Genomic DNA, 18493 nt, shown 5'->3' on the forward strand with positions numbered 1-18493 from the left:
CGGCCGCACCGGCCTGCCACGACGACGGCCCCGCCTCCCGGTGCCCGGGTGGCGGGGCCGCGGCGCGTCCGGGGCCGTCAGACCATGGTCAGGGTCAGACCCGGGCGGCGCAGGATCGCGCCGACGTCCGCGAGGAAGCGCGAGCCCTGCTCGCCGTCCACGAAGCGGTGGTCGAACGAGAGGGACAGCGTCATGACGTCCCGCAGGGCGATCTCGCCGCGATGCTCCCACGGCATCCTCCGGACCTGGCCGATCGCGATGATCGCCCCCTCACCCGGGTTGATGATCGGGGTGCCCGCGTCCACGCCGAACACCCCGACGTTCGTGAGCGTGAAGGTGCCGCCGGCCAGATCCGCCGGGGACAGCCGCCCCTCGCGGGCGAGGCCCGTGAGATCGCGGATGGCGTCGGCCAGCTCCCTCAGGCTCATCGCCTGGGCGTCCTTGACGTTCGGCACCATCAGCCCGCGGGGGGTGGCGGCGGCGAAACCGAGGTTCACGAAGTTCTGCTGGACGATCGTCCCGGCGGCCTCGTCCCACCGGGCGTTGACGTCCGGGGTGCGCTCCATCGCCACGAGGCACGCCTTGGCGGCGAGCGTCATGGGCGTGAGCTTGACGTCCCGGAACTCGCGGGAGGCCTTGAGCTCGGCGAGCAGCTCCATGGTCTCGGTGACGTCCACCTGCAGGAACTCGGTCACGTGCGGGGCGGTGAACGCGGACTGCACCATGGCCGCCGCGGTCGCCTTGCGCACGCCCTTGACCGGCACGGCCTCCGTGCGCGGGCGGCCGCCCAGGGTGCGGACGCCCCCGGTCGAGCCCGACTCGGCGCCGGACTGCGGCGGCGCCGCCGCGGCCGCGGGCTGCCCGCCCCCGGCCAGGAACGCCTCGACGTCCGCGCGGGTGATGACCCCGCCCACACCCGTGCCGGTGACCTGCTCCAGATCCACGCCCGCGCGGCGCGCGTACAGGCGCACGGGCGGAGTGCACCGGGGTCGCTCGCCCGGGGCCGGCTCGTGGGCCGCGTCCGCGCGGTCCGGCTCGGCGGCCTCGGGCTGCGGGCGCCCGGCGCCGGCGGGGGCCGCCTCCGACGTGGACGGCGCCTGTCCGCGGGCGGGCTCGCCCGCCGGGGCGGCCGACGTCGCCGGGGCCGCGGAGCCGCGCCGCGCACGGCGGCCGGGCTTGCCGGTGTCCGGCGCGGCGCCGTAGCCGACGAGGGTGGGCACGCGGCCGTCACCCTCGGCGGGCCCGCCGACGTCGGGCTCGGCGCCCTCGAGGGTGAAGGTCACCAGGGGCGCACCGACCTCGAGGGTCTCACCCTCGGCGCCGTGCAGGGCCGCGACGACGCCCGCGAACGGGCTCGAGACCTCGACCACGGCCTTGGCCGTCTCGACGTCGGCGAGCACCTGGTTCACGCTCACCGCGTCGCCCTCGGCCACGCGCCACGTCACGATCTCGGACTCGGTCAGGCCCTCGCCGAGGTCGGGCAGGCGGAAGGTCTTCTGGCTCATCGGGTCTCCTCCCCGGCGTTCTGGGCCGCGAGGAACTGCTCGGCGGTCTCGGGGGCGGCGAACGCGTCCACGGAGTCCAGCGAATTCGGTCGGCCCAGAGCACGGTCCAGGCCGTCGAGGATGCGGTCGAGGTCCGGCAGGTGCAGGTGCTCGAGCTTGGACGGCGGGTAGGGCACGTCCATGCCGGTGACGCGCACCGGCGGGGCCTCGAGCCAGTGGAACGCGCGCTCGGCCACCGTGGCCACGAGCTCGGCGCCGAGGCCGCCGGTGCGGGAGGCCTCGTGCGCCACGACGAGCCGGCCGGTGCGCCGCACCGAGGACTCGACGAGGCCGGTGTCCAGCGGGGACAGGCTGCGCAGGTCGACCACCTCGACCTCGACGCCCTCCTCGGCCGCCACCTCGGCGGCCTGCAGGGCGGTCTTCACGAGCGGGCCGTAGGCCACGAGCGTGGCGTCACGGCCCTCGCGCAGGATGCGGGCCGGGCTCATCGGCGGGATCGCGACGTCCAGGTCCACGTCGCCCTTGTCGTGGTAGCGACGCTTGGGCTCGAGGTAGACCACCGGGTCCTCCGAGGCGATCGCGGCGCGGATGAGGTCGTACCCCTCCTGTGGGGAGGACGGGGAGACCACGCGCAGGCCCGCGGTGTGCAGGAAGTAGGCCTCGGGCGACTCGGAGTGGTGCTCCGGGGAGCCGATGCCGCCGCCGAAGGGGATGCGGATGGTGACCGGCATCGGCACGGCGCCGCGGGTGCGGGCACGCAGCTTGGCCAGGTTCGCCACGATCTGGTCGAACGCCGGGTACACGAAGCCGTCGAACTGGATCTCGACGACGGGCCGGTAGCCGCGCATCGCCAGGCCGATGGCCGTGCCCACGATGCCGGACTCGGCCAGCGGGGTGTCGAGCACCCGGTCCTCGCCGAACTCGGCCTGCAGGCCGTCGGTGATGCGGAACACGCCGCCGAGGGCGCCGATGTCCTCGCCCATGAGCAGGACCTTGGGGTCGTCGGCCAGGGCACGGTGCAGGCCGCGGTTGATCGCACGGCCGAAGGTCATGCGCTCGCTCACGCGCCCGCCTCCTCGTCGTCGAACTGCTGCAGGTAGAGGGCGTGCTCGCGGCGCTGCCGCTCGAGCTCCTGGTGGGGCTCAGCGTAGATCTCGTCGAAGAGCCTGTCCGCGCCGTCCTCCTCGAGCGCCTCGAGGGCGCGGCGGACCTCGGCCGCCAGCTCGTCGGCCTCGGCCTGGGCCTGTGCGAGCACGGCGTCCACGTCCACATCGAGGGTGCGCAGGTGCGCCTCCACGCGGGTCAACGGGTCACGGGCCTTCCAGGCCTCGAGCTCGGCGTCGTCCCGGTAGCGGGTGGGGTCGTCCGCGGTGGTGTGCGGGCCCATGCGGTAGGTGACGGCCTCGATGAAGGTGGGACCGCCCCCGTCGGCCGCGCGCTCGACGGCGGCGCGGGTCGCGGCGAGCACGGCCAGGACGTCGTTGCCGTCCACGCGCATCGACGGGATGCCGAAGCCCCACGGGCGGTCCGCGATGCTGCGGCGGGTCTGCAGGCGCACGGGCTCGGAGATGGCCCAGTGGTTGTTCTGGCAGAAGAACACCACGGGCGACTGGTACGAGGCGCTGAAGACCATGGCCTCGTTGACGTCTCCCTGGCTCGTGGCGCCGTCGCCGAAGTAGACGATCGTGGCGACGTCCGCCTGGTCCCGCTGGACGCCCATCGCGTAGCCGACGGCGTGCAGGGCCTGCGCGCCGATGATGATCTGCTGGGTGGCCACGCGCGTCTCGTTCGGGTCCCAGCTCGAGAACGTGGAGCCGCGCCACACCCGCAGCAGGTCCAGCGCGGGGACGCCGCGCAGCAGGGCCACGCCGTTCTCGCGGTAGGACGGGAAGACGAAGTCGTCCGGGCGCAGCGCGACGGCGGAGCCCACCTGGGCGGCCTCCTGGCCCAGCAGCGGGGGCCACAGGGCCAGCTCGCCCTGACGCTGCAGGTGCGTGGCCTCGACGTCGAGGCGCCGGACCACGGCCATCTGGCGGTACAGCGCGGCGAGGGCGTCGGCGTCGACGTCCTCGATCCACGGGGCGAGCTCCGGCTGCGGACGGCGGCGGCCCTCCGCGTCGAGCACCTGGAGCATCACGGCCTCAGCCGGGCCCGCCGGGGGCGGAGAGCCGGCGGATCGGCCGCCGGTGGGACGGGTGTGGTCCACGAGGGTCACTGCACTGCCTTCCGATCGACGCCCACGGTGCGGGGCGAGGGAGTTGTACGCATGCGCGAGCAGGGGTGGAGCGCGCGGCGTCTCGGTGGTGTGATTGTAATCACTTCAGTGTGATCTGCGCCACTCTCCCGGGGCCGCCGCGCGAGGGCCGGGTGTCAGGCGCGGCGCAGCAGCACGTCGACGGCGGCGTCAAGGTAGGCGTCGACCTGGCCCTCCTCGTAGCCGGCGGCACCCTCGGCCTCGCTGAACGCCGCGCGGCGCACGTCGTCCGCGGTCAGCCCGCCTTCGGCGTCGGGATCCGTCGAGTCCTCCGCACCGGCCAGGGTGACGCGCAGGCGGTCCACGAGCGCGTCCACCTGGTCCACGTCGTAGCTCACGGCGTCCGCGCGGGAGGGGCGGCGGAAGCGCTCCGCCGGGGCCCGGTCGGCACGGGCCACGAGCTCGGCCACGCGCTCCTCGAGGTCTGCGGCCCAGTCCTCGTCCCCGCGCTCGGCGACGAAGGCCTGACGCTCGGCGGCGGCCAGCTCCTCTTCGAGGCGGTCCAGCTCGTCGTCCACCTCGTCCGTGGCGTAGCCGCCGTTGACGGTCGCGAAGCGGGCCTGGCGCACCTCCTCCGCCGTCAGCGGGGCACCGCCGTCGCGTGCCTCACGGGCACGCGCCATGAAGGCGTCCACGTGGGTGGTCTCGTAGCCGATCTCGTCCTGCTCGACGAGCTCGAAGACCGGCTCGGCGTCCGGGGTGGTGCGGGGGGTCATGGGCGTCTCCTGCGGTGCGGGTCCCGGACGTGCCGGGTCGAGGGGTGGATCAGGTCAGGGGCAGCGCCAGCACGGTGTAGGCCACCGGCGAGGCGAACACGAGGGAGTCCAGGCGGTCCATCACGCCGCCGTGGCCGGGCAGGGCGGAGGACATGTCCTTGATGCCGAGCTCACGCTTGACCATGGACTCGGAGAAGTCCCCCGCGGTGGCGGCGGCGACGGTGGTCACGCCGAGGACGGCGCCGATCCACCACGGCTGGCCGACCAGCAGGGGGACGGCGACGACGCCCACCAGCACCGAGCCCGCCAGGGAGCCGGCCAGGCCCTCCCAGGACTTCTTGGGGCTGATGCGCGGGGCGATCGGGGTGCGGCCGAGGCGGTAGCCCACGATGTAGCCGAACGTGTCGTTGGAGACCACCATCAGCAGCAGGATCGCCACCATGCGGTGCCCCAGCGGCTCGTCCAGGAGCGCAGCGGCGAAGGAGAGCAGGAACGGCGCCCACAGCACGATGAACACGCCCGCGAGCATGAACTGGCCCGCCGGGCGCCGGCGCGTCAGCGCCGTCCACACGGCCACCAGCGCCAGGCATGCCACCAGGGCGATGAACAGCGCGGGCACCCCCCACCGCCACGCGGTGAGCGGCAGGACCGCCGCGGCCACCCAGAGCGGGGGCCGCGGCACGTCCAGGCCGATGCCGCGTACCGCCGTCGCGATCTCGGACACCGCGCCGACCAGCAGGGCGACCACGAGCACGACCAGCAGCCAGTCGAGCCAGAAGAGGCCGACCAGGGCCGTCGCCAGCAGCCCCACCCCCACGAGGACGGCGGACTTGAGGTCGCGGCCGCCGCGCGGGGGTGCGGGCGAGGTGGGCACGGCGGAGGTCATGGGACGAGCGCGGACGGCGGGAGGCTCAGACCTCCAGCAGCTCCTGCTCCTTGTTCTTGGCCATCTCGTCGATGAGCTCGACGTGGCGCTTGGTGAGCGCGTCCAGCTCCTTCTCGCCGCGGGCGCCCTCGTCCTCGCCGACCTCGCCGTCCTTGACGGCCTTGTCCATGGCCTCCTTGGCCTTGCGACGGGCGTTGCGCACGGAGATCTTGTGCTCCTCCGCCTTGGACTTGACCAGCTTCACGTACTCCTTGCGGCGCTCCGCGGTCAGCTCCGGCATCACGATGCGGATGACCTTGCCGTCGTTGGACGGGTTCGCGCCGACCTCGGACTCGGACAGGGCCTTCTCGATGTTGCGCAGGGCCGACTGGTCGAACGGCGTGATGAGCAGCGTGCGGGCGTCCGTGGTGGTGAAGGACGCCAGCTGCTGCAGCGGGGTGAACGAGCCGTAGTAGTCGACCATCACCTTGGAGTAGAGGCCCGGGTTGGCGCGGCCGGTGCGCACGGAGGCGAAGTCCTCACGCGTGGCCTCGATGGTGCGGTCCATCTGCTCTTCGGCGGACTGCAGGGTCTCCTGGATCACGGTGTCTCCTCGGTGTGGTGGATCAGGTCTGCCGCCATCCTACGCGGCGGGCCTCAGACGGTGACGGTGGTCCCGATCGGCTCGCCGAGCAGGGCGCGGGTCACGTTGCCCGGGCCCTCCATGCCGAACACGCGCATGTCCAGGTCGTTGTCCTTGCACATGGTCATGGCGGTCAGGTCCATCACGCGGATGTTCCGCAGCAGCGCCTCATCGTAGGTCAGGTGCGTGAGGCGCTCGGCGGTGGGGTCCTTCTTGGGGTCCGCGGTGTAGACGCCGTCCACGCCGGACTTGGCCATCAGGACCTCGTCTGCCCCGACCTCCAGGGCGCGCTGGGCCGCCACGGTGTCCGTGGAGAAGTAGGGCAGGCCGGTGCCGGCGCCGAAGATCACGACGCGGCCCTTCTGCATGTGGCGGATGGCGCGCAGCGGGATGTAGGACTCCGCCACCTGCTCCATGTGGATGGCGGACTGCACGCGCGTGGTGACCCCGGCCTGGATGAGGAAGTCCTGCAGGGCCAGGCAGTTCATCACGGTGCCGAGCATGCCCATGTAGTCGGCCCGACGGCGGTCCATCCCGTTCTCGGACAGCTCGGCGCCACGGAAGAAGTTGCCGCCGCCGACGACGATCGCGATCTCCACCTGGTCCGCCGCGGCGGCGATCTGCTCGGCGATGCCGCGGACGGTCTCCGGGTCCACGCCGATCTTGCCGCCGCCGAACACCTCGCCCGAGAGCTTGAGGAGCACGCGACGGCGGCCGGTGTCGTCCGAGGTCTGCGGGGCGTGGGCGGTGGTCGGGTCCTCGGGGGCGCGGTTCGTCTCCATGGGAAGCATCTCCTGGTCGGTGGGGGGTCGGGCCGGGGACGGCCGTCCCGGGGGCGGACACGCGGACGGGGTGGCCGCCCGGTCGGGGCGGCCACCCCGTCATGCGATGGTCGTCGGCGCCATCCGGCGCCGGAGTGGACCTCGGGTCGCTCCCGATCCTACGCCCCCGCGGGGCGTGGACCGGGAGCGGCCGGTCCGGGTGCGGCGGTCAGTTGCCGACGCGGAAGCGGGCGAACCCGGTGACGTTGGTGCCGGCGTCGGAGGCGACCTTGCCGACGGTCTGCTTCGGGTCCTTCGCGAACGGCTGGTCCACGAGCACGATCTCCTTGAAGAAGCCGGTCAGGCGGCCCTCCACGATCTTCGGCAGGGCCTGCTCCGGCTTGCCCTCGGCACGGGCGGTCTCATCGGCGATGCGACGCTCGTTCTCGACGGTCTCGGCCGGCACGTCCTCACGGGTGAGGTACGTGGGCGAGTAGGCCGCGACGTGCACGGCGATGTCGTGCGCGGCGGTCTTGGCCTCGGCGGAGTCGGCGTCCACGGCGAGGAGCACGCCCACCTGGGCCGGCAGGTCCTTGGAGGTCTTGTGCAGGTAGGCGTCCACGTAGGCGCCCTCCACGCGGGCCAGGCGGCGCACGGCCACCTTCTCGCCCAGCAGGGCGCCCTCCTCGGTCACGTAGTCGCCCAGGGTGCGGCCCTCGTAGTCGGAGGCCAGCAGGCCGTCGACGTCGGTGGCGCCGGAGGCGACGGCGGCGCGCAGCACCACGTCGCCCAGGGCGATGAACTTGTCGGCCTTGGCCACGAAGTCGGTCTCGCAGTTGAGCTCGATCATGACGCCGACGCCGTTCTCGACGGTCGCGGCCACGAGGCCCTCGGCGGCCGAGCGGCCCTCGCGCTTGGTGGCGCCCTTGAGGCCCTTCACGCGGATGATCTCGATGGCCTTCTCGGCGTCGCCGTCGGCCTCGTCCAGAGCCTTCTTCACGTCCATCATGCCGGCGCCGGTGCGCTCGCGCAGGGCCTTGATGTCAGCAGCGGTGTAGTTCGCCATGCTCGTTCGGTCCTTCCCGTGGTGTGGGTTGTGCGGGATGTTCGGGGTCTGAACCGGCCCGTCGGCCCGGCCGGGTGGGGCCGGGCGGACGGACCGGCCGGGATCACTCGCCCTGCGGGGCGGCCTCGGCGGCGGGGGCCTCGGCCTGCTCGGCCGGCGCCTCGGCGGCGGGGGCCTCGGCCTGCTCAGCCTGCTCGGCCTGCTGGGCGTTGTGCTGCTCGAGCAGCTCGCGCTCCCACTCGGCCATCGGCTCGGCGGCCGCCTGGCCGGACTTGCCGCCCTGACGGGCGATCAGGCCCTCGGCGACGGCGTCCGCGACCACGCGGGTCAGCAGGTTCACGGAGCGGATGGCGTCGTCGTTGCCCGGGATCGGGTAGGCGACCTCGTCCGGATCGCAGTTGGTGTCCAGGATGGCGACGACCGGGATGCCGAGCTTCTGGGCCTCGTCGACGGCCAGGTGCTCCTTCTTGGTGTCCACGACCCACACGGCGGAGGGGGTCTTGGCCATGTTGCGGATGCCGCCGAGGTTGGCCTGCAGCTTCTCGAGCTCACGGTTGAGCAGCAGCAGTTCCTTCTTGGTGAACTGCGAGCCGGCCACGTCCTCGAAGTCGATCTCCTCGAGCTCCTTCATGCGCTGCACGCGCTTGGAGACGGTGGAGAAGTTGGTCAGCATGCCGCCGAGCCAGCGGTGGTTCACGTAGGGCATGCCCACGCGGCCGGCCTGCTCCGCGATGGCCTCCTGGGCCTGCTTCTTGGTGCCGACGAACAGGATGGTGCCGCCGTGGGCGACGGTCTCCTTGACGAACTCGTAGGCGCGGTCGATGTAGGACAGCGACTGCTGGAGATCGATGATGTAGATGCCGTTGCGCTCGGTGAAGATGAAGCGCTTCATCTTGGGGTTCCAGCGGCGGGTCTGGTGGCCGAAGTGGACACCGGAGTCGAGGAGCTGGCGCATGGTCACGACGGGCATGACGTTCCCTTCTGTGGCAGCCGTGGCACCCCGCGCTTCACGCGCGGGCGGTCTGCCGGTCGATTTCTTGACGGTTGGCGGCCGGCCCGGTCGGGCGGCCCCTGGCATCACGACGGCGGGCTGCCGGGCCCCACGAGCACCCGCGCCGACGTCCTCTCCAGGAGGACGGCGGGGACGGGACCGAGCGTGGGGGCTGGGCCGCTGAAGCGACCCACCGCGATGCGCGGAGTCGGCGTCCGGGGCACAGCACAGGGCCGGCCACAGGACACCGCTGAGGTGAATCCTACCCCAGGTGGGCGACCGCTCCCATCGCCGACTCCTGCACAGGGGCCGGTGCGGCGGGCGCTCTCCACGATGGGACTGCGGGCCCGCCACGCGGCCGCCCGGGACGCCAGGCTGACGCCATGACCCCTCGCACGCTCCTCCCCCGTCCGCTCCCGCGTCCGCGCATCGCGGGGTGCGTCGCGGCAGCCCTGCTCGCCTGGCTCGTCCTCGCCCTGGGGATGGGCGACCTCGGCCCCGTGTCCCGGGCCACGCCCGCACCGTCCACGCGCGACGCGCTGCTCCTCGTCGCGGCGTCCCCGGCAGGTCCGGGCGCGACGGCCGCGCCGGTCGCGTGGCACCCGCCCGTCGCCGGCGCCGCCCCGGATGACGTGCTCCGCGCGTTCGTCGCACCCGAGCGACCGTGGAGTCGGGGGCACCGGGGCGTGGACCTCGCCGTGCAGACCGGGGCTCCGATCCAGGCGCCGGCGGCGGGCCGGGTCGTGTTCGCCGGGGTCGTGGTCGACCGCCCCGTGCTGACCCTCGAGCACGCGAACGGGACCCGCAGCTCCCTCGAGCCGGTGGAGGCCGACGTCGCGGTGGGGGCCGTCGTCGACGCGGGCGACCCCGTGGGGCGACTGGCCGGGGCGCCACCCCACTGCCCGCGGGCGTGCGTGCACTGGGGCGTGCGGGAGCCCGATGGCTGGCGGGTGGGGGACGCGGCCTTCGACCGCTACCTCGACCCGCTGGTGCTCATCGGCTGGAGCGGCCCGTCCGTGCTCTGGCCGCACGCCGCGCCACACCCAGCGCGGCCGTGAGGTCCAGAAGCCGGCGGGCGGACTCGTCCCAGCTGAACCGGGCCGCCTGGGCGACGCTCGCCCGGGAGGCCGCGGCGAACTCGGCGGGGTCCTCGAGCTCCCGCACGCGGGCCGCGAGCGCGGCCGCCCGGTCCCCCTCGAGCGGGACACCCCGGAAGGACGGGGTGCCCGCGCCGGCGATCTCGCGGAAGATCGGCAGGTCCGAGCACACCACCGGCGTGCCATGGGCCATCGCCTCGGCCACGGGCAGGCCGAAGCCCTCGGCGCGGGAGAGGGTGACGGCCGCGGTGGCCCGGCGGAGCAGGCGCACGTACTCGGCCTCGTCGGTGCCGTCGTGGAAGACCACGTCCGCGCCGGCGGCCCCTGCGCCGGCGCGGCGCGCGGCCAGCCGGGCCTCGAGCTGCCCGCGGCGCTCCGGGCTGATGCGGGAGAGCAGGTGCAGCGCGTAGCCCGGCAGCAGGGGCGCGGCCGCCACGAGGGACTCGACGTCCTTGTAGTCCATGAACGAGCCCATGTAGAGCAGCGTGCGGTCCGGGGTCTCGTCCGGGTCACGCGGCTCCGGTACCGTCTGCGCCGCATTGGCGATGACGTGGACCGGACGCCGGGTGAGGCGGTGCCGGTCGATGAGCTCCGCCGTCGTCCGGGAGACCGTGGCGACCGCGTCCGCGCGGTCGAGCAGGAGCCGCTGCGGGGTCTTGGTCAGGTGGTAGGCCCGCCACAGCCAGCGGATCGGCTCGGGCAGGTTCCGCGGCGGGGTGCGGTGCTCGTAGTAGATGAGGTCGTGGAGCGTGAGGATCAGCGCGTAGTCCCGCCCCCACGACCCCATGGTCTGCATGGGCGAGAAGACGACGTCCGGTCGCAGGCGCGCGACCTGACGGGCCACGAACGGCTCGCGTGGGGAGGTGGGGCCGGAGACGAGGTGCCACGGCACGCCGTCCGGGAGCAGGGCCAGCTGTCGTTCGTCCGAGATCAGCATCGCGACTTCGACCTCGACGTCGGCCCCCTCCGGGCCCGGCGCGTCGGTCCGGCGGGCGACCGCCTCGATGAGGCTCGCGCCGTAGCGGGAGATGCCGTCGTGGAAGTCGGTGCGGGTGTAGCGGGCGTCCATCAGCAGGCGCAGGGGGCGGGAGGGGCTCACCCGCACCACGCTAGCGCCGCGCCGGAGAGGGGCGGGGACAGCCGCGCACGGTAGGTGCCGACCGGGGCGCGTCGAGCGCCGATCGGCCACCTGGACGTCATCCGAATTTCTGATTGCGTTTCGATAACGATCGTGTATCTTGATCACGGATCGGTTACAGCCGATCCGCCACACCGGGGCTTCCTCCGCGTCCTCGCGTACCCGGTCATCCGCACTGCTCGTCAACTCGCACCCGCGGTCCGGCCTCGTTCCGGGCATCGCCCGGAGGCACCGCCCTCACGGGCCGCAGGTCCTGTCCGGGAAGAAGATCCGATGTCCGTGACCTCCTCGCACGCCGCTGTGCGTCGCGCCCCCCGCACCGCCGCCGCCTCCGTGGCCCTCGCCCTGGGCGCCGCCGCCCTGACCGGCGTCGGCACCGTGTCCGTCGCCGAGACCGCCCAGGCCGCCGAGACCGCCTACACCGTCCGCTCCGGCGACGGCTGGTGGATCATCGCCCAGCGCACCGGCGTCTCCATGTCCAGGTTGCAGTCGCTCAACGGCATGACCGCCGCGACCGTGCTGCATCCCGGCATGGTCCTCAAGACCTCCGGCACTGCCACCCCGACCCCGGCCCCGGCGCCGTCCACCTCGGGCTCGACCTACACCGTGCTGGCCGGCGACGGCTGGTGGATCATCTCCTACCGCACGGGGGTGTCCGCCTCGATCCTGCAGTCCATCAACGGCATGAGCTCCTCGACCATGCTCCACCCGGGGATGGTCCTGAAGACCACCTCGGTCTCCACCTCCAGCGCCCCCGCCGTCGCCCCTGCGCCGGCGCCCGCGTCCAAGCAGGCTGCCGTCGACTACGTGCGCTCCGCCGTCCGGAACCCGTCCTCCTATTACGTGTGGGGCGGCAACGGCCCCTCCGGCTTCGACTGCTCCGGCCTCACCCAGCAGGCCATGGCCCGGGCCGGCATCTCCATCCCGCGCCGCGCCGGCGACCAGTACCTCGCCGCGAAGTCCTACGTGCCGATCTCCCAGGCCCAGCCCGGCGACCTCGTGTTCTATGCGAACCAGTCCACCGGCCGCATCTACCACACGGCCATGTACATGGGCGGCGGCCAGCTCGCCCACGCCCTCAACGAGGACGCGGGCCTAGTGTTCACCTCCACGACGATCATGAAGTCCGACATGCTCGCGGTGGCCGCCCGCTACTGAGCACCGGCACGACGACGGCCCCCGGCCCGCGCCATACCGCGCGGCCGGGGGCCGTTTTCTGTAGGGCGTGCGGGACTTGAACCCGCGACCCAGGGATTATGAGTCCCCTGCTCTGACCGACTGAGCTAACGCCCCTCCCCCGCGGCATCGCGCGGGACCCGCCCATCCTACCGACGGGTCTCAGAGCATCGCGCGGACCTCGGCGGCCGTCGCGCCGCGGTAGAGGCGCTCGAAGATGTCCACCGTCTTCTGGGCGGAATGATGCAGGGCCTTCGCGTGGGACGCCTCGCCCATGGCGGCGCGGTCCGCGTCCGAGAGGTCGAGGATCCGGGCGATCCGATCGGCCAGGGCCACGTGGTCCCCGGGCGGGAAGAGGTGGCCGTTGACGCCCTCGTCCACGAGGTGGGGCAACGCGAGGGCGTCCGCGAGGACCACCGGGGTGGACGCGCTGAGCGCCTCGAGGGTCACGAGGGACTGCAGCTCCGCCGTGCCCGGCTGGCAGAACACGTCGGCGCGCAGGTAGGCCGCCCGCAGCTCCTCCTCGGAGACGTGGCCGCGCAGCAGGACGCGGTCGGCCACCCCCTCCTCGTCCACCGTGGCACGGATGCGGTCGCGCTGCTCGCCGTCGCCGACGATCTCGGCGTGCACGTCCAGGTCGGGGCGGGTGCGGGCCAGGTGCGCGATCGCACGGATCAGCACCTCCACGTTCTTCTCCACGGCCAGCCGCCCCACGAAGAGCACGACCGGATGGCCGGGATGGTCCACCCTCTCCCCCGGCTGCAGCTCGTAGGCGCTCGCGTCGATGCCGTTGGAGACCGGGAGAACGTTGTCCAGGCCGGCGTGCTCGGCCATGGCCTGCGCGGCGAGGGCCGTGGGGGTGGTGACCACCGCGCCCTTGCCCATGAGTCGACCCATGTCCTTCCACGACACCCGGGAGACGGTGTCCAGGAACCACTGCGGGAACGGCAGGAACGGCTCGAGGTTCTCCGGCATGAAGTGGTTCGTGGAGACGATCCGGATGCGGCGCCGCTCGGCCTCGTTGATGGCGGCCTCGCCGATCATGTAGTGGCACTGGGCGTGCACGACGTCCGGCTGGACCTCGCGGTAGATGCGGCGGAAGGAGATCTTGGCATGCCGCGGGAGCACCACACGGTAGTACTCGTGCGTCGGCGCCGGCAGGGAGCGCAGCAGGTGCACGGTGGCCTCCGGCCGGTGCTCCACGGTGTCCGGGCCGGCGTCACTGCGCGGCATCACGACGTGGACCTCGTGGCCGCGCGCGTGCAGCGCCGTGGCGAGGCGGTGGCCGAAGGTGGCGGCCCCGTTGACGTGCGGCGGATAGGTGTCTGCGGCGATCAGCACCTTCAGGGGGCGGTCGGCGGCGATCCCGGGACGGTCGGACACGGCGGTCCCTCTCTGTGGTGGCGATGGCACGACGGCGCCCGGCCCGTGCCGTGAGGATCGGCCGCGGGCACGGCGCGCGTCCCACGGTAGCAACCGTCGGCGCCGGCACGAGGATGCGCGAGGGGGTCAGCCCCGGCGGGACGGGTGCTCGCGCGGGTCCTGACCGTCCGCCCGCAGGCCGCGGGCCTTGCCCACCGCGCGCACGAGGTAGTCCCCCGCGGCGAGGATGTGCAGCAGGCAACCGGCGCCGACCAGAGCCAGGGCCACGCCGCTCCACGGGCCGCCGTCGACCCCCGGCACACGGGCGAGCAGCAGCAGGGGCGTGCCCACCAGCAGCAGCGCGGTGCGCACCTTGCCCAGGACCGTGACCGGCAGATCCGGGCTGCCGCCGAACAGCCACAGGCACACGGCGGCGAGCACGAGGTCCGGGATCGCGATGGCCAGGGCGAGCCAGAGCGGGGCGATGCCGGTGGCCACGAACGTCACGGCCACCACCAGCAGGGAGAGGCGGTCCGCCACCGGGTCGAGCCACCGCCCGACCGTGGAGATCATGTCGAACCGGCGCGCCACGTAGCCGTCCACCCAGTCCGTGCCGGAGAGCACCGCCAGGATCACGAACGCGTCCAGGTGCCGGCCGTCGACGGTGAGCCACACGAACACCGGGACCAGGGCGAAGCGGGCCAGGGTGATGAGGTTCGGCACGGTCAGCCAGGTGTCGCGGACGCGGTACTCGTGGCCCTCGCGCAGGCCGACGTCGATCACACGCATGGGTCGCTCCTCCAGGGTCCGCGGGCGGACGCCCCCGCCGGGCGCCCCACACGCCCAGCCTACCGACGCCGTCGCCCCTCCCCGCAGACGACGAGGCCCCGATCCGTGGGGATCGGGGCCTCAGGGGCCGGGGAGGGCGGGCACCCCCCCCGGGTCAGCGGCGGCGCAGGCGGCCGGCGAGCGCCACGAACGCGGCGGAGGAGGCGCCGAGCAGCGCGAGCGGCTGCCAGTTGTCCTTCACGTAGTCCTCGGCCTCGGCGGTCCGCTCCCCCGCGCGGGCGGCACCGGTGAACGGCGCGGTCTGCTCGGTGGCGTGTGCGGTCTCGGGGGTGACGCCGCGACCCTTGCGCTGCGCGGCGAAGGCCGCGAGCTGGCCCTTCACGCTGGTCTTCTCGTCCAGGCCGGAGCGGATGTCGCCCAGGTGGCGGCGGCGCAGGTCGGCACGGCGACGGATCTCCGCCTCGCTGGCGTCGGCGCGGTCCGGATGGGGAGCGGCCTCGCCGTTCTTGCGGGCCTTCTTGTTCTCCTCCTTCTCCACCTTCTTCCGCTCGGCCTCGCGGGCGGCCTCGACACGCTTGGCCTCGGCGCGCTCCGCCTTGAGGCGGTCGTACTCGGCCGGATCGAAGGCGTTGCCCTCCTTGAGGTAGCCGAGGTCGTACTCGAGGTTGCGCACGATCTCCTGCGGCACGAGCGGCATGGCGCCCTTGACCATCATGAGGCCGACGCCGGCGAAGATCAGGCCGAGCACGAGGAACGCCAGCGCCACCATCAGCGCCGGGAACCAGAAGCTCGGGTCGGCGAAGGCGCCGATCAGGGTCACCACGAGGGCGACCACCATGAGTGCGAGGAAGAACAGGCCCACCACCGCGATGCCGGCGCCGATGCCGGCCTTCTTGCCCTTCGCGGCCACGTGCCTCTTGGCGAGCTCGAGCTCGTCCTTCATCTGCAGGGGCAACAGGCGCACGACGGCGCCGAGCAGGTCGGTCAGCGAGCTCGCGCGGGTCTGCGGGGTCACCGGGACGGCGGTCCGCGGCGCGCGGACCTTCGACGCATCGGCGGGGGGAGCCTGGTGGGACATGGTGCATGCCTTCCGTGGAGTGCCTGGACAGATGCGCCCGGGCGGCGCGGCGGTCGCCGGGCATTCTCGAGCAAAGCTATCACCGGCCCGCCCCCAGGGGGACGGGCCGGGTGCGCGCGATGGCGGCTGGATCAGAAGTCGATGACCGCCGGGTCGGGGCCGAGACGGCCGTCCTCGCGGTCCAGCGCGTCGATCCGGGCGACGTCGTCGTCGGTCAGCTCCACCCCCGCGGCCTCGAGGTTCGAGACGATGCGCTCGGGCGTCACGGACTTGGGGATGACCACGAAGCCGTGGGCGAGGTGCCACGCGATGACCACCTGGGCCGGCGTCGCGCCGCGGGCCTCGGCGATCTCCGTGACCACGGGGTCGGCGAGGAGGTCGCCGCCCTGACCCAGCGGGGACCAGGACTCGTGGACGATGCCGTGGCGGCCCTCGACCTCGCGCAGCTCACGCTGCTGCCAGTACGGGTGGGTCTCGACCTGGTGGATCACGGGCACCACACCGGTGGCCTCGATGATCTCCTCGAGCTGGGCGGCCGGGAAGTTGGAGACGCCGATCGAGCGCACCTTGCCCTGCTTCTGCGCCTCGATCAGGGCCTTCCACGTCTCCAGGTACTTCCCCTGCGCAGGCTTGGCCCAGTGGATGAGGTAGAGGTCGACGTAGTCGGTGCCGAGCTTGTCCAGCGAGACGTCGAGGGCGGCGAGCGCCTCCTCGTAGCCCTGGTCCGAGTTCCACACCTTGGTGGTGAGGAACAGCTCCTCGCGGGCGACGCCGGACGCGGCGATGCCGCGGCCCACGCCCTCCTCGTTCCCGTAGATCGCGGCGGTGTCGATGTGGCGGTAGCCGGCGCGGATCGCCTGCTCGACGACGTCGGCCGCGACGTCGTCCTCGACCTGCCACACGCCGAGCCCGAGCTGCGGGATCTGCTGGCCGTCGTGGAAGGGGACGGTGGGAACGTCGGTCATGAGGGAGCTCCTGGAGGGTCGGGGTCGGGCGGATGCCTCGGGTGCAACCGCACGCGGACGGGGGGCATTCCCGACGGCGGTCACCGGGCCGGGGAACCGCCGTCGAGCGTGCGCTCCCCCGCGACGACGGCGCCCACCGCGCGGGCGAAGGCCGCGAACACCTCCGCGGGGTCGTTGGCCGTGACGAGCTGGGCGTTGGGGCGCCTGCCCCAGATGTCCCGCGTGTCGTGGACGGTGGTGCCGCGCAGCAGCTCCGAGTCCGCCTCGACATCGACGACGGTGGCCCGCGTGGCGATGCGGGCCTGGCCCGCGGCCACCTGGGCGGCGAAGAGGTCGTGCAGGTGGGCGATGTAGCCCTGGTCGTAGTCGTGGTGGAACTCGAAGTAGAAGCGCAGTGCGTCGGCGAGCACGTCCAGGACGGGGCTGCCGGTGGCGGCGTCCGGCCCGGCGACCCGCGGCCGGTCCGCGGACCAGCCGACGGGGCGGGCCCCGGCGTCGGCCAAGAGGCCGTCCAGCAGGGCCGGCGTGTACTCGATCCGCTCCGTGGTCTCGAGCGCGCACACCACCGGCAGGCGATCCTCGGGCAGGCCCTCGACGGCCGCGAACACCTCCTTCGCGGCGTCCGGGTCCACCCAGGTGTTCCACTCGGCGGTGGGCGTGGTGTTGCCCGGATGATAGAAGGAGCCGCCCATGATCACGATGCCGCGGGCGAGGAACGGCAGGCGCGGCTCGACGCGCAGCGCGAGGGCCAGGTTCGTCAGCGGCGCGGTGCAGAGGATCGTCGTCTCCCCGGGGTGGGCCCGCAGCTCGTCCAGCCACACCTCCACGGCGGGCCGGGGCGAGAGCCACTCAGGGCGCCGATCGATCCGGGCATGGCCGAGACCGCCGTCGCCGTGGGTCTCCGGGGTGGTGACCGCGGGCCGGCGCAACGGGGTCTCGGCACCGACGGCCACCTCGACGTCGGCCCGACCGGCCAGGTCCAGCACCGCAGCCGTGTTCAGGGCGCAGTCCCGGGCGGTCGCGTTGCCTCCCGTGGTCGTGACGGCTGCGAGCTCGGGGCCGACACCCAGGCGGTGGGCGCCGACGAGGTGGAGCAGGGCGCAGGCATCGTCGATGCCGGTGTCGACGTCGGCGAGGAGGCGGGCGGTCACGGGGTGGGCGTGCCGCCGTTGGCGTTGAGGGTCTCACCGTTGACGTAGCTGGACTCGCCCGAGGCCAGGAACACGTAGGCGGGCGCCATCTCCACGGGCTGGCCGGCGCGGCCGATGGGGGTGCTGTGGCCGAACTCGGGCAGCTTCTCCTCGGGCTCACCGTAGGACACATGCTGCACCGTCCAGATGGGCCCGGGCGCCACCGCGTTGACGCGGATCCCCTTCGGGCCGACCTGCTCGGCCAGGCCCTTGGTGAAGTTGTTGATGGCGCCCTTGGTGGCGGCGTAGTCGAGGAGCCTCGGGTTGGGGTTGTAGGCCTGCACCGAGGTGGTGTTCACGATCGTGCTGCCCGGGCCCATGTGCTTCAGCGCGGCGCGGCTGAGCGTGAACATGGACATGATGTTGATCTGGAACGTCTCGTGGACCTGCTCGTCCGTGAGATCGGTCAGGTCATCGGAGATGAACTGCTTGCCCGCGTTGTTCACGAGGATGTCCAGGCCGCCGAGGCGTTGCGCGGCCTCGTCCACGAGGGAGGCACGGTAGTCGGCGTCCATCAGGTCGCCCGGCAACGCGACGGCGGTGCGCCCGGCCGCCTCGATCGCCGCCAGGACGCGGTCGGCGTCGGGCTGCTCCTGAGGCAGGTAGGCGATGGCGACGTCCGCGCCCTCACGGGCGTAGGCGATGGCGACCGCGGCACCGATGCCGGAGTCGCCGCCGGTGATCAGGGCCTTGCGGCCGGTCAGCCGGCCCATCCCCCGGTACGAGTCCAGACCGATGTCCGGGACGGGATCCGTCTTCACGTCCAGGCCCGGCTCGGGCTGGCGCTGCTTGGCGACGCGGAGCTTCGGGTGGCGGGTGCGCGGGTCGTCGTGGGCCAGCTGCGAGTCCCGCACGGGGATCGCGGGGGCGTCGTCCTTCTTCTCTGGAGTGGTCATG

The 18493-nt window shown here is 73.2% G+C and carries 18 protein-coding genes and 1 tRNA gene; 2 read left to right on the plus strand and 17 right to left on the minus strand.

The window, feature by feature from the left end; genetic code table 11:
• Positions 1-77: 77 nt before the first annotated feature.
• The 9 genes from G6R13_RS01880 to rpsB all read right to left on the minus strand — a co-directional run bounded on the left by G6R13_RS01880 (position 78) and on the right by rpsB (position 8780).
• A complete protein-coding gene (locus tag G6R13_RS01880) occupies positions 78-1505 on the minus strand; it encodes a dihydrolipoamide acetyltransferase family protein (protein ID WP_036314052.1) in 1428 nt (475 codons plus the stop codon).
• The gene (locus tag G6R13_RS01885) at positions 1502-2557 is read right to left on the minus strand and encodes an alpha-ketoacid dehydrogenase subunit beta (RefSeq protein ID WP_044659478.1); all 1056 of its coding nucleotides are present in this window, start codon (positions 2555-2557) and stop codon (positions 1502-1504) included. The genes G6R13_RS01880 and G6R13_RS01885 overlap by 4 nt, the downstream gene beginning before the upstream one ends.
• Before the next feature lie 8 nt (positions 2558-2565).
• On the minus strand, positions 2566-3720 hold the full coding sequence (gene pdhA / locus G6R13_RS01890) for a pyruvate dehydrogenase (acetyl-transferring) E1 component subunit alpha (RefSeq protein WP_061866735.1): 1155 nt from the start codon (positions 3718-3720) through the stop codon (positions 2566-2568).
• Positions 3721-3875: 155 nt separating this feature from the next.
• Positions 3876-4475 carry a DivIVA domain-containing protein gene (locus tag G6R13_RS01895; protein ID WP_049147668.1) on the minus strand — a complete coding sequence of 200 codons (600 nt, stop codon included), beginning with the start codon at positions 4473-4475 and terminating at the stop codon, positions 3876-3878.
• A 49-nt stretch (positions 4476-4524) separates the two neighbouring features.
• Positions 4525-5361: a phosphatidate cytidylyltransferase gene (locus G6R13_RS01900; RefSeq protein WP_061866736.1), complete on the minus strand. Its 837-nt coding sequence runs from the start codon at positions 5359-5361 to the stop codon at positions 4525-4527.
• Between the two features lie 25 nt (positions 5362-5386).
• The gene (frr, locus tag G6R13_RS01905) at positions 5387-5944 is read right to left on the minus strand and encodes a ribosome recycling factor (RefSeq protein ID WP_002857704.1); all 558 of its coding nucleotides are present in this window, start codon (positions 5942-5944) and stop codon (positions 5387-5389) included.
• Positions 5945-5997: 53 nt separating this feature from the next.
• Positions 5998-6765, minus strand: a complete 768-nt coding sequence (pyrH, locus tag G6R13_RS01910) for a UMP kinase (RefSeq protein ID WP_002857706.1) — start codon at positions 6763-6765, stop codon at positions 5998-6000.
• 208 nt (positions 6766-6973) lie between these two features.
• A complete protein-coding gene (gene tsf, locus G6R13_RS01915; RefSeq protein WP_061866737.1) occupies positions 6974-7810 on the minus strand; it encodes a translation elongation factor Ts in 837 nt (278 codons plus the stop codon).
• Between the two features lie 103 nt (positions 7811-7913).
• On the minus strand, positions 7914-8780 hold the full coding sequence (rpsB, locus tag G6R13_RS01920) for a 30S ribosomal protein S2 (protein ID WP_061866738.1): 867 nt from the start codon (positions 8778-8780) through the stop codon (positions 7914-7916).
• Between the two features lie 404 nt (positions 8781-9184).
• On the opposite strand from rpsB, the gene G6R13_RS01925 reads away from it, so the two are divergent.
• Positions 9185-9859: a M23 family metallopeptidase gene (locus G6R13_RS01925; RefSeq protein ID WP_060974055.1), complete on the plus strand. Its 675-nt coding sequence runs from the start codon at positions 9185-9187 to the stop codon at positions 9857-9859.
• Here the strand turns inward: G6R13_RS01925 and G6R13_RS01930 are convergent.
• Complete coding sequence (locus tag G6R13_RS01930) at positions 9795-10997, minus strand: glycosyltransferase (RefSeq protein ID WP_081097755.1); 1203 nt, start codon at positions 10995-10997, stop codon at positions 9795-9797. The two genes, G6R13_RS01925 and G6R13_RS01930, sit on opposite strands and share 65 nt — an antisense overlap.
• Positions 10998-11309: 312 nt before the next feature.
• Here G6R13_RS01930 and G6R13_RS01935 point away from each other — a divergent pair, with 312 nt between their 5' ends.
• The gene (locus G6R13_RS01935) at positions 11310-12194 is read left to right on the plus strand and encodes a LysM peptidoglycan-binding domain-containing C40 family peptidase (RefSeq protein ID WP_036339471.1); all 885 of its coding nucleotides are present in this window, start codon (positions 11310-11312) and stop codon (positions 12192-12194) included.
• A gap of 61 nt (positions 12195-12255) precedes the next feature.
• Here G6R13_RS01935 and G6R13_RS01940 read toward each other — a convergent pair.
• The 7 genes from G6R13_RS01940 to G6R13_RS01970 all read right to left on the minus strand — a co-directional run bounded on the left by G6R13_RS01940 (position 12256) and on the right by G6R13_RS01970 (position 18492).
• Positions 12256-12329: transfer RNA gene (locus G6R13_RS01940), tRNA-Ile, on the minus strand.
• A gap of 45 nt (positions 12330-12374) precedes the next feature.
• Positions 12375-13595 (minus strand): glycosyltransferase, encoded by a 1221-nt coding sequence (locus tag G6R13_RS01945; RefSeq protein WP_060974056.1) that lies wholly within the window; start codon positions 13593-13595, stop codon positions 12375-12377.
• Between the two features lie 126 nt (positions 13596-13721).
• Positions 13722-14363, minus strand: coding sequence for a CDP-alcohol phosphatidyltransferase family protein (locus G6R13_RS01950; RefSeq protein ID WP_020624488.1), 642 nt, complete (start codon positions 14361-14363; stop codon positions 13722-13724).
• Positions 14364-14517: 154 nt separating this feature from the next.
• The gene (locus G6R13_RS01955; protein ID WP_123243992.1) at positions 14518-15441 is read right to left on the minus strand and encodes a phage holin family protein; all 924 of its coding nucleotides are present in this window, start codon (positions 15439-15441) and stop codon (positions 14518-14520) included.
• 131 nt (positions 15442-15572) lie between these two features.
• Positions 15573-16406, minus strand: coding sequence for an aldo/keto reductase (locus tag G6R13_RS01960; protein WP_123243993.1), 834 nt, complete (start codon positions 16404-16406; stop codon positions 15573-15575).
• Between the two features lie 80 nt (positions 16407-16486).
• Positions 16487-17557, minus strand: a complete 1071-nt coding sequence (locus G6R13_RS01965) for a nucleoside hydrolase (RefSeq protein WP_123243994.1) — start codon at positions 17555-17557, stop codon at positions 16487-16489.
• Positions 17554-18492, minus strand: coding sequence for an SDR family oxidoreductase (locus tag G6R13_RS01970; RefSeq protein ID WP_123243995.1), 939 nt, complete (start codon positions 18490-18492; stop codon positions 17554-17556). The genes G6R13_RS01965 and G6R13_RS01970 overlap by 4 nt, the downstream gene beginning before the upstream one ends.
• Between the last annotated feature and the right edge of the window lies 1 nt (position 18493).

Origin of the sequence: Micrococcus sp. Alg238-R198, from assembly GCF_900537135.1 — a bacterium.
GTDB classification, from domain to species: Bacteria; Actinomycetota; Actinomycetes; order Actinomycetales; family Micrococcaceae; genus Micrococcus; species Micrococcus luteus.

Bases quoted from the DNA above. Each gene is read 5' to 3' on its own strand.
- G6R13_RS01970 (WP_123243995.1), bottom strand. From the start codon at position 18,492: ATGACCACTCCAGAGAAGAAGGACGACGCCCCCGCGATCCCCGTGCGG.
- G6R13_RS01895 (WP_049147668.1), bottom strand. From the start codon at position 4,475: ATGACCCCCCGCACCACCCCGGACGCCGAGCCGGTCTTCGAGCTCGTC.
- rpsB (WP_061866738.1), bottom strand. From the start codon at position 8,780: ATGCCCGTCGTGACCATGCGCCAGCTCCTCGACTCCGGTGTCCACTTC.
- G6R13_RS01900 (WP_061866736.1), bottom strand. From the start codon at position 5,361: ATGACCTCCGCCGTGCCCACCTCGCCCGCACCCCCGCGCGGCGGCCGC.
- G6R13_RS01960 (WP_123243993.1), bottom strand. From the start codon at position 16,406: ATGACCGACGTTCCCACCGTCCCCTTCCACGACGGCCAGCAGATCCCG.
- G6R13_RS01885 (WP_044659478.1), bottom strand. From the start codon at position 2,557: ATGACCTTCGGCCGTGCGATCAACCGCGGCCTGCACCGTGCCCTGGCC.
- G6R13_RS01955 (WP_123243992.1), bottom strand. From the start codon at position 15,441: ATGTCCCACCAGGCTCCCCCCGCCGATGCGTCGAAGGTCCGCGCGCCG.
- tsf (WP_061866737.1), bottom strand. From the start codon at position 7,810: ATGGCGAACTACACCGCTGCTGACATCAAGGCCCTGCGCGAGCGCACC.
- G6R13_RS01935 (WP_036339471.1), top strand. From the start codon at position 11,310: ATGTCCGTGACCTCCTCGCACGCCGCTGTGCGTCGCGCCCCCCGCACC.
- G6R13_RS01950 (WP_020624488.1), bottom strand. From the start codon at position 14,363: ATGCGTGTGATCGACGTCGGCCTGCGCGAGGGCCACGAGTACCGCGTC.
- G6R13_RS01880 (WP_036314052.1), bottom strand. From the start codon at position 1,505: ATGAGCCAGAAGACCTTCCGCCTGCCCGACCTCGGCGAGGGCCTGACC.
- G6R13_RS01925 (WP_060974055.1), top strand. From the start codon at position 9,185: ATGACCCCTCGCACGCTCCTCCCCCGTCCGCTCCCGCGTCCGCGCATC.
- pyrH (WP_002857706.1), bottom strand. From the start codon at position 6,765: ATGGAGACGAACCGCGCCCCCGAGGACCCGACCACCGCCCACGCCCCG.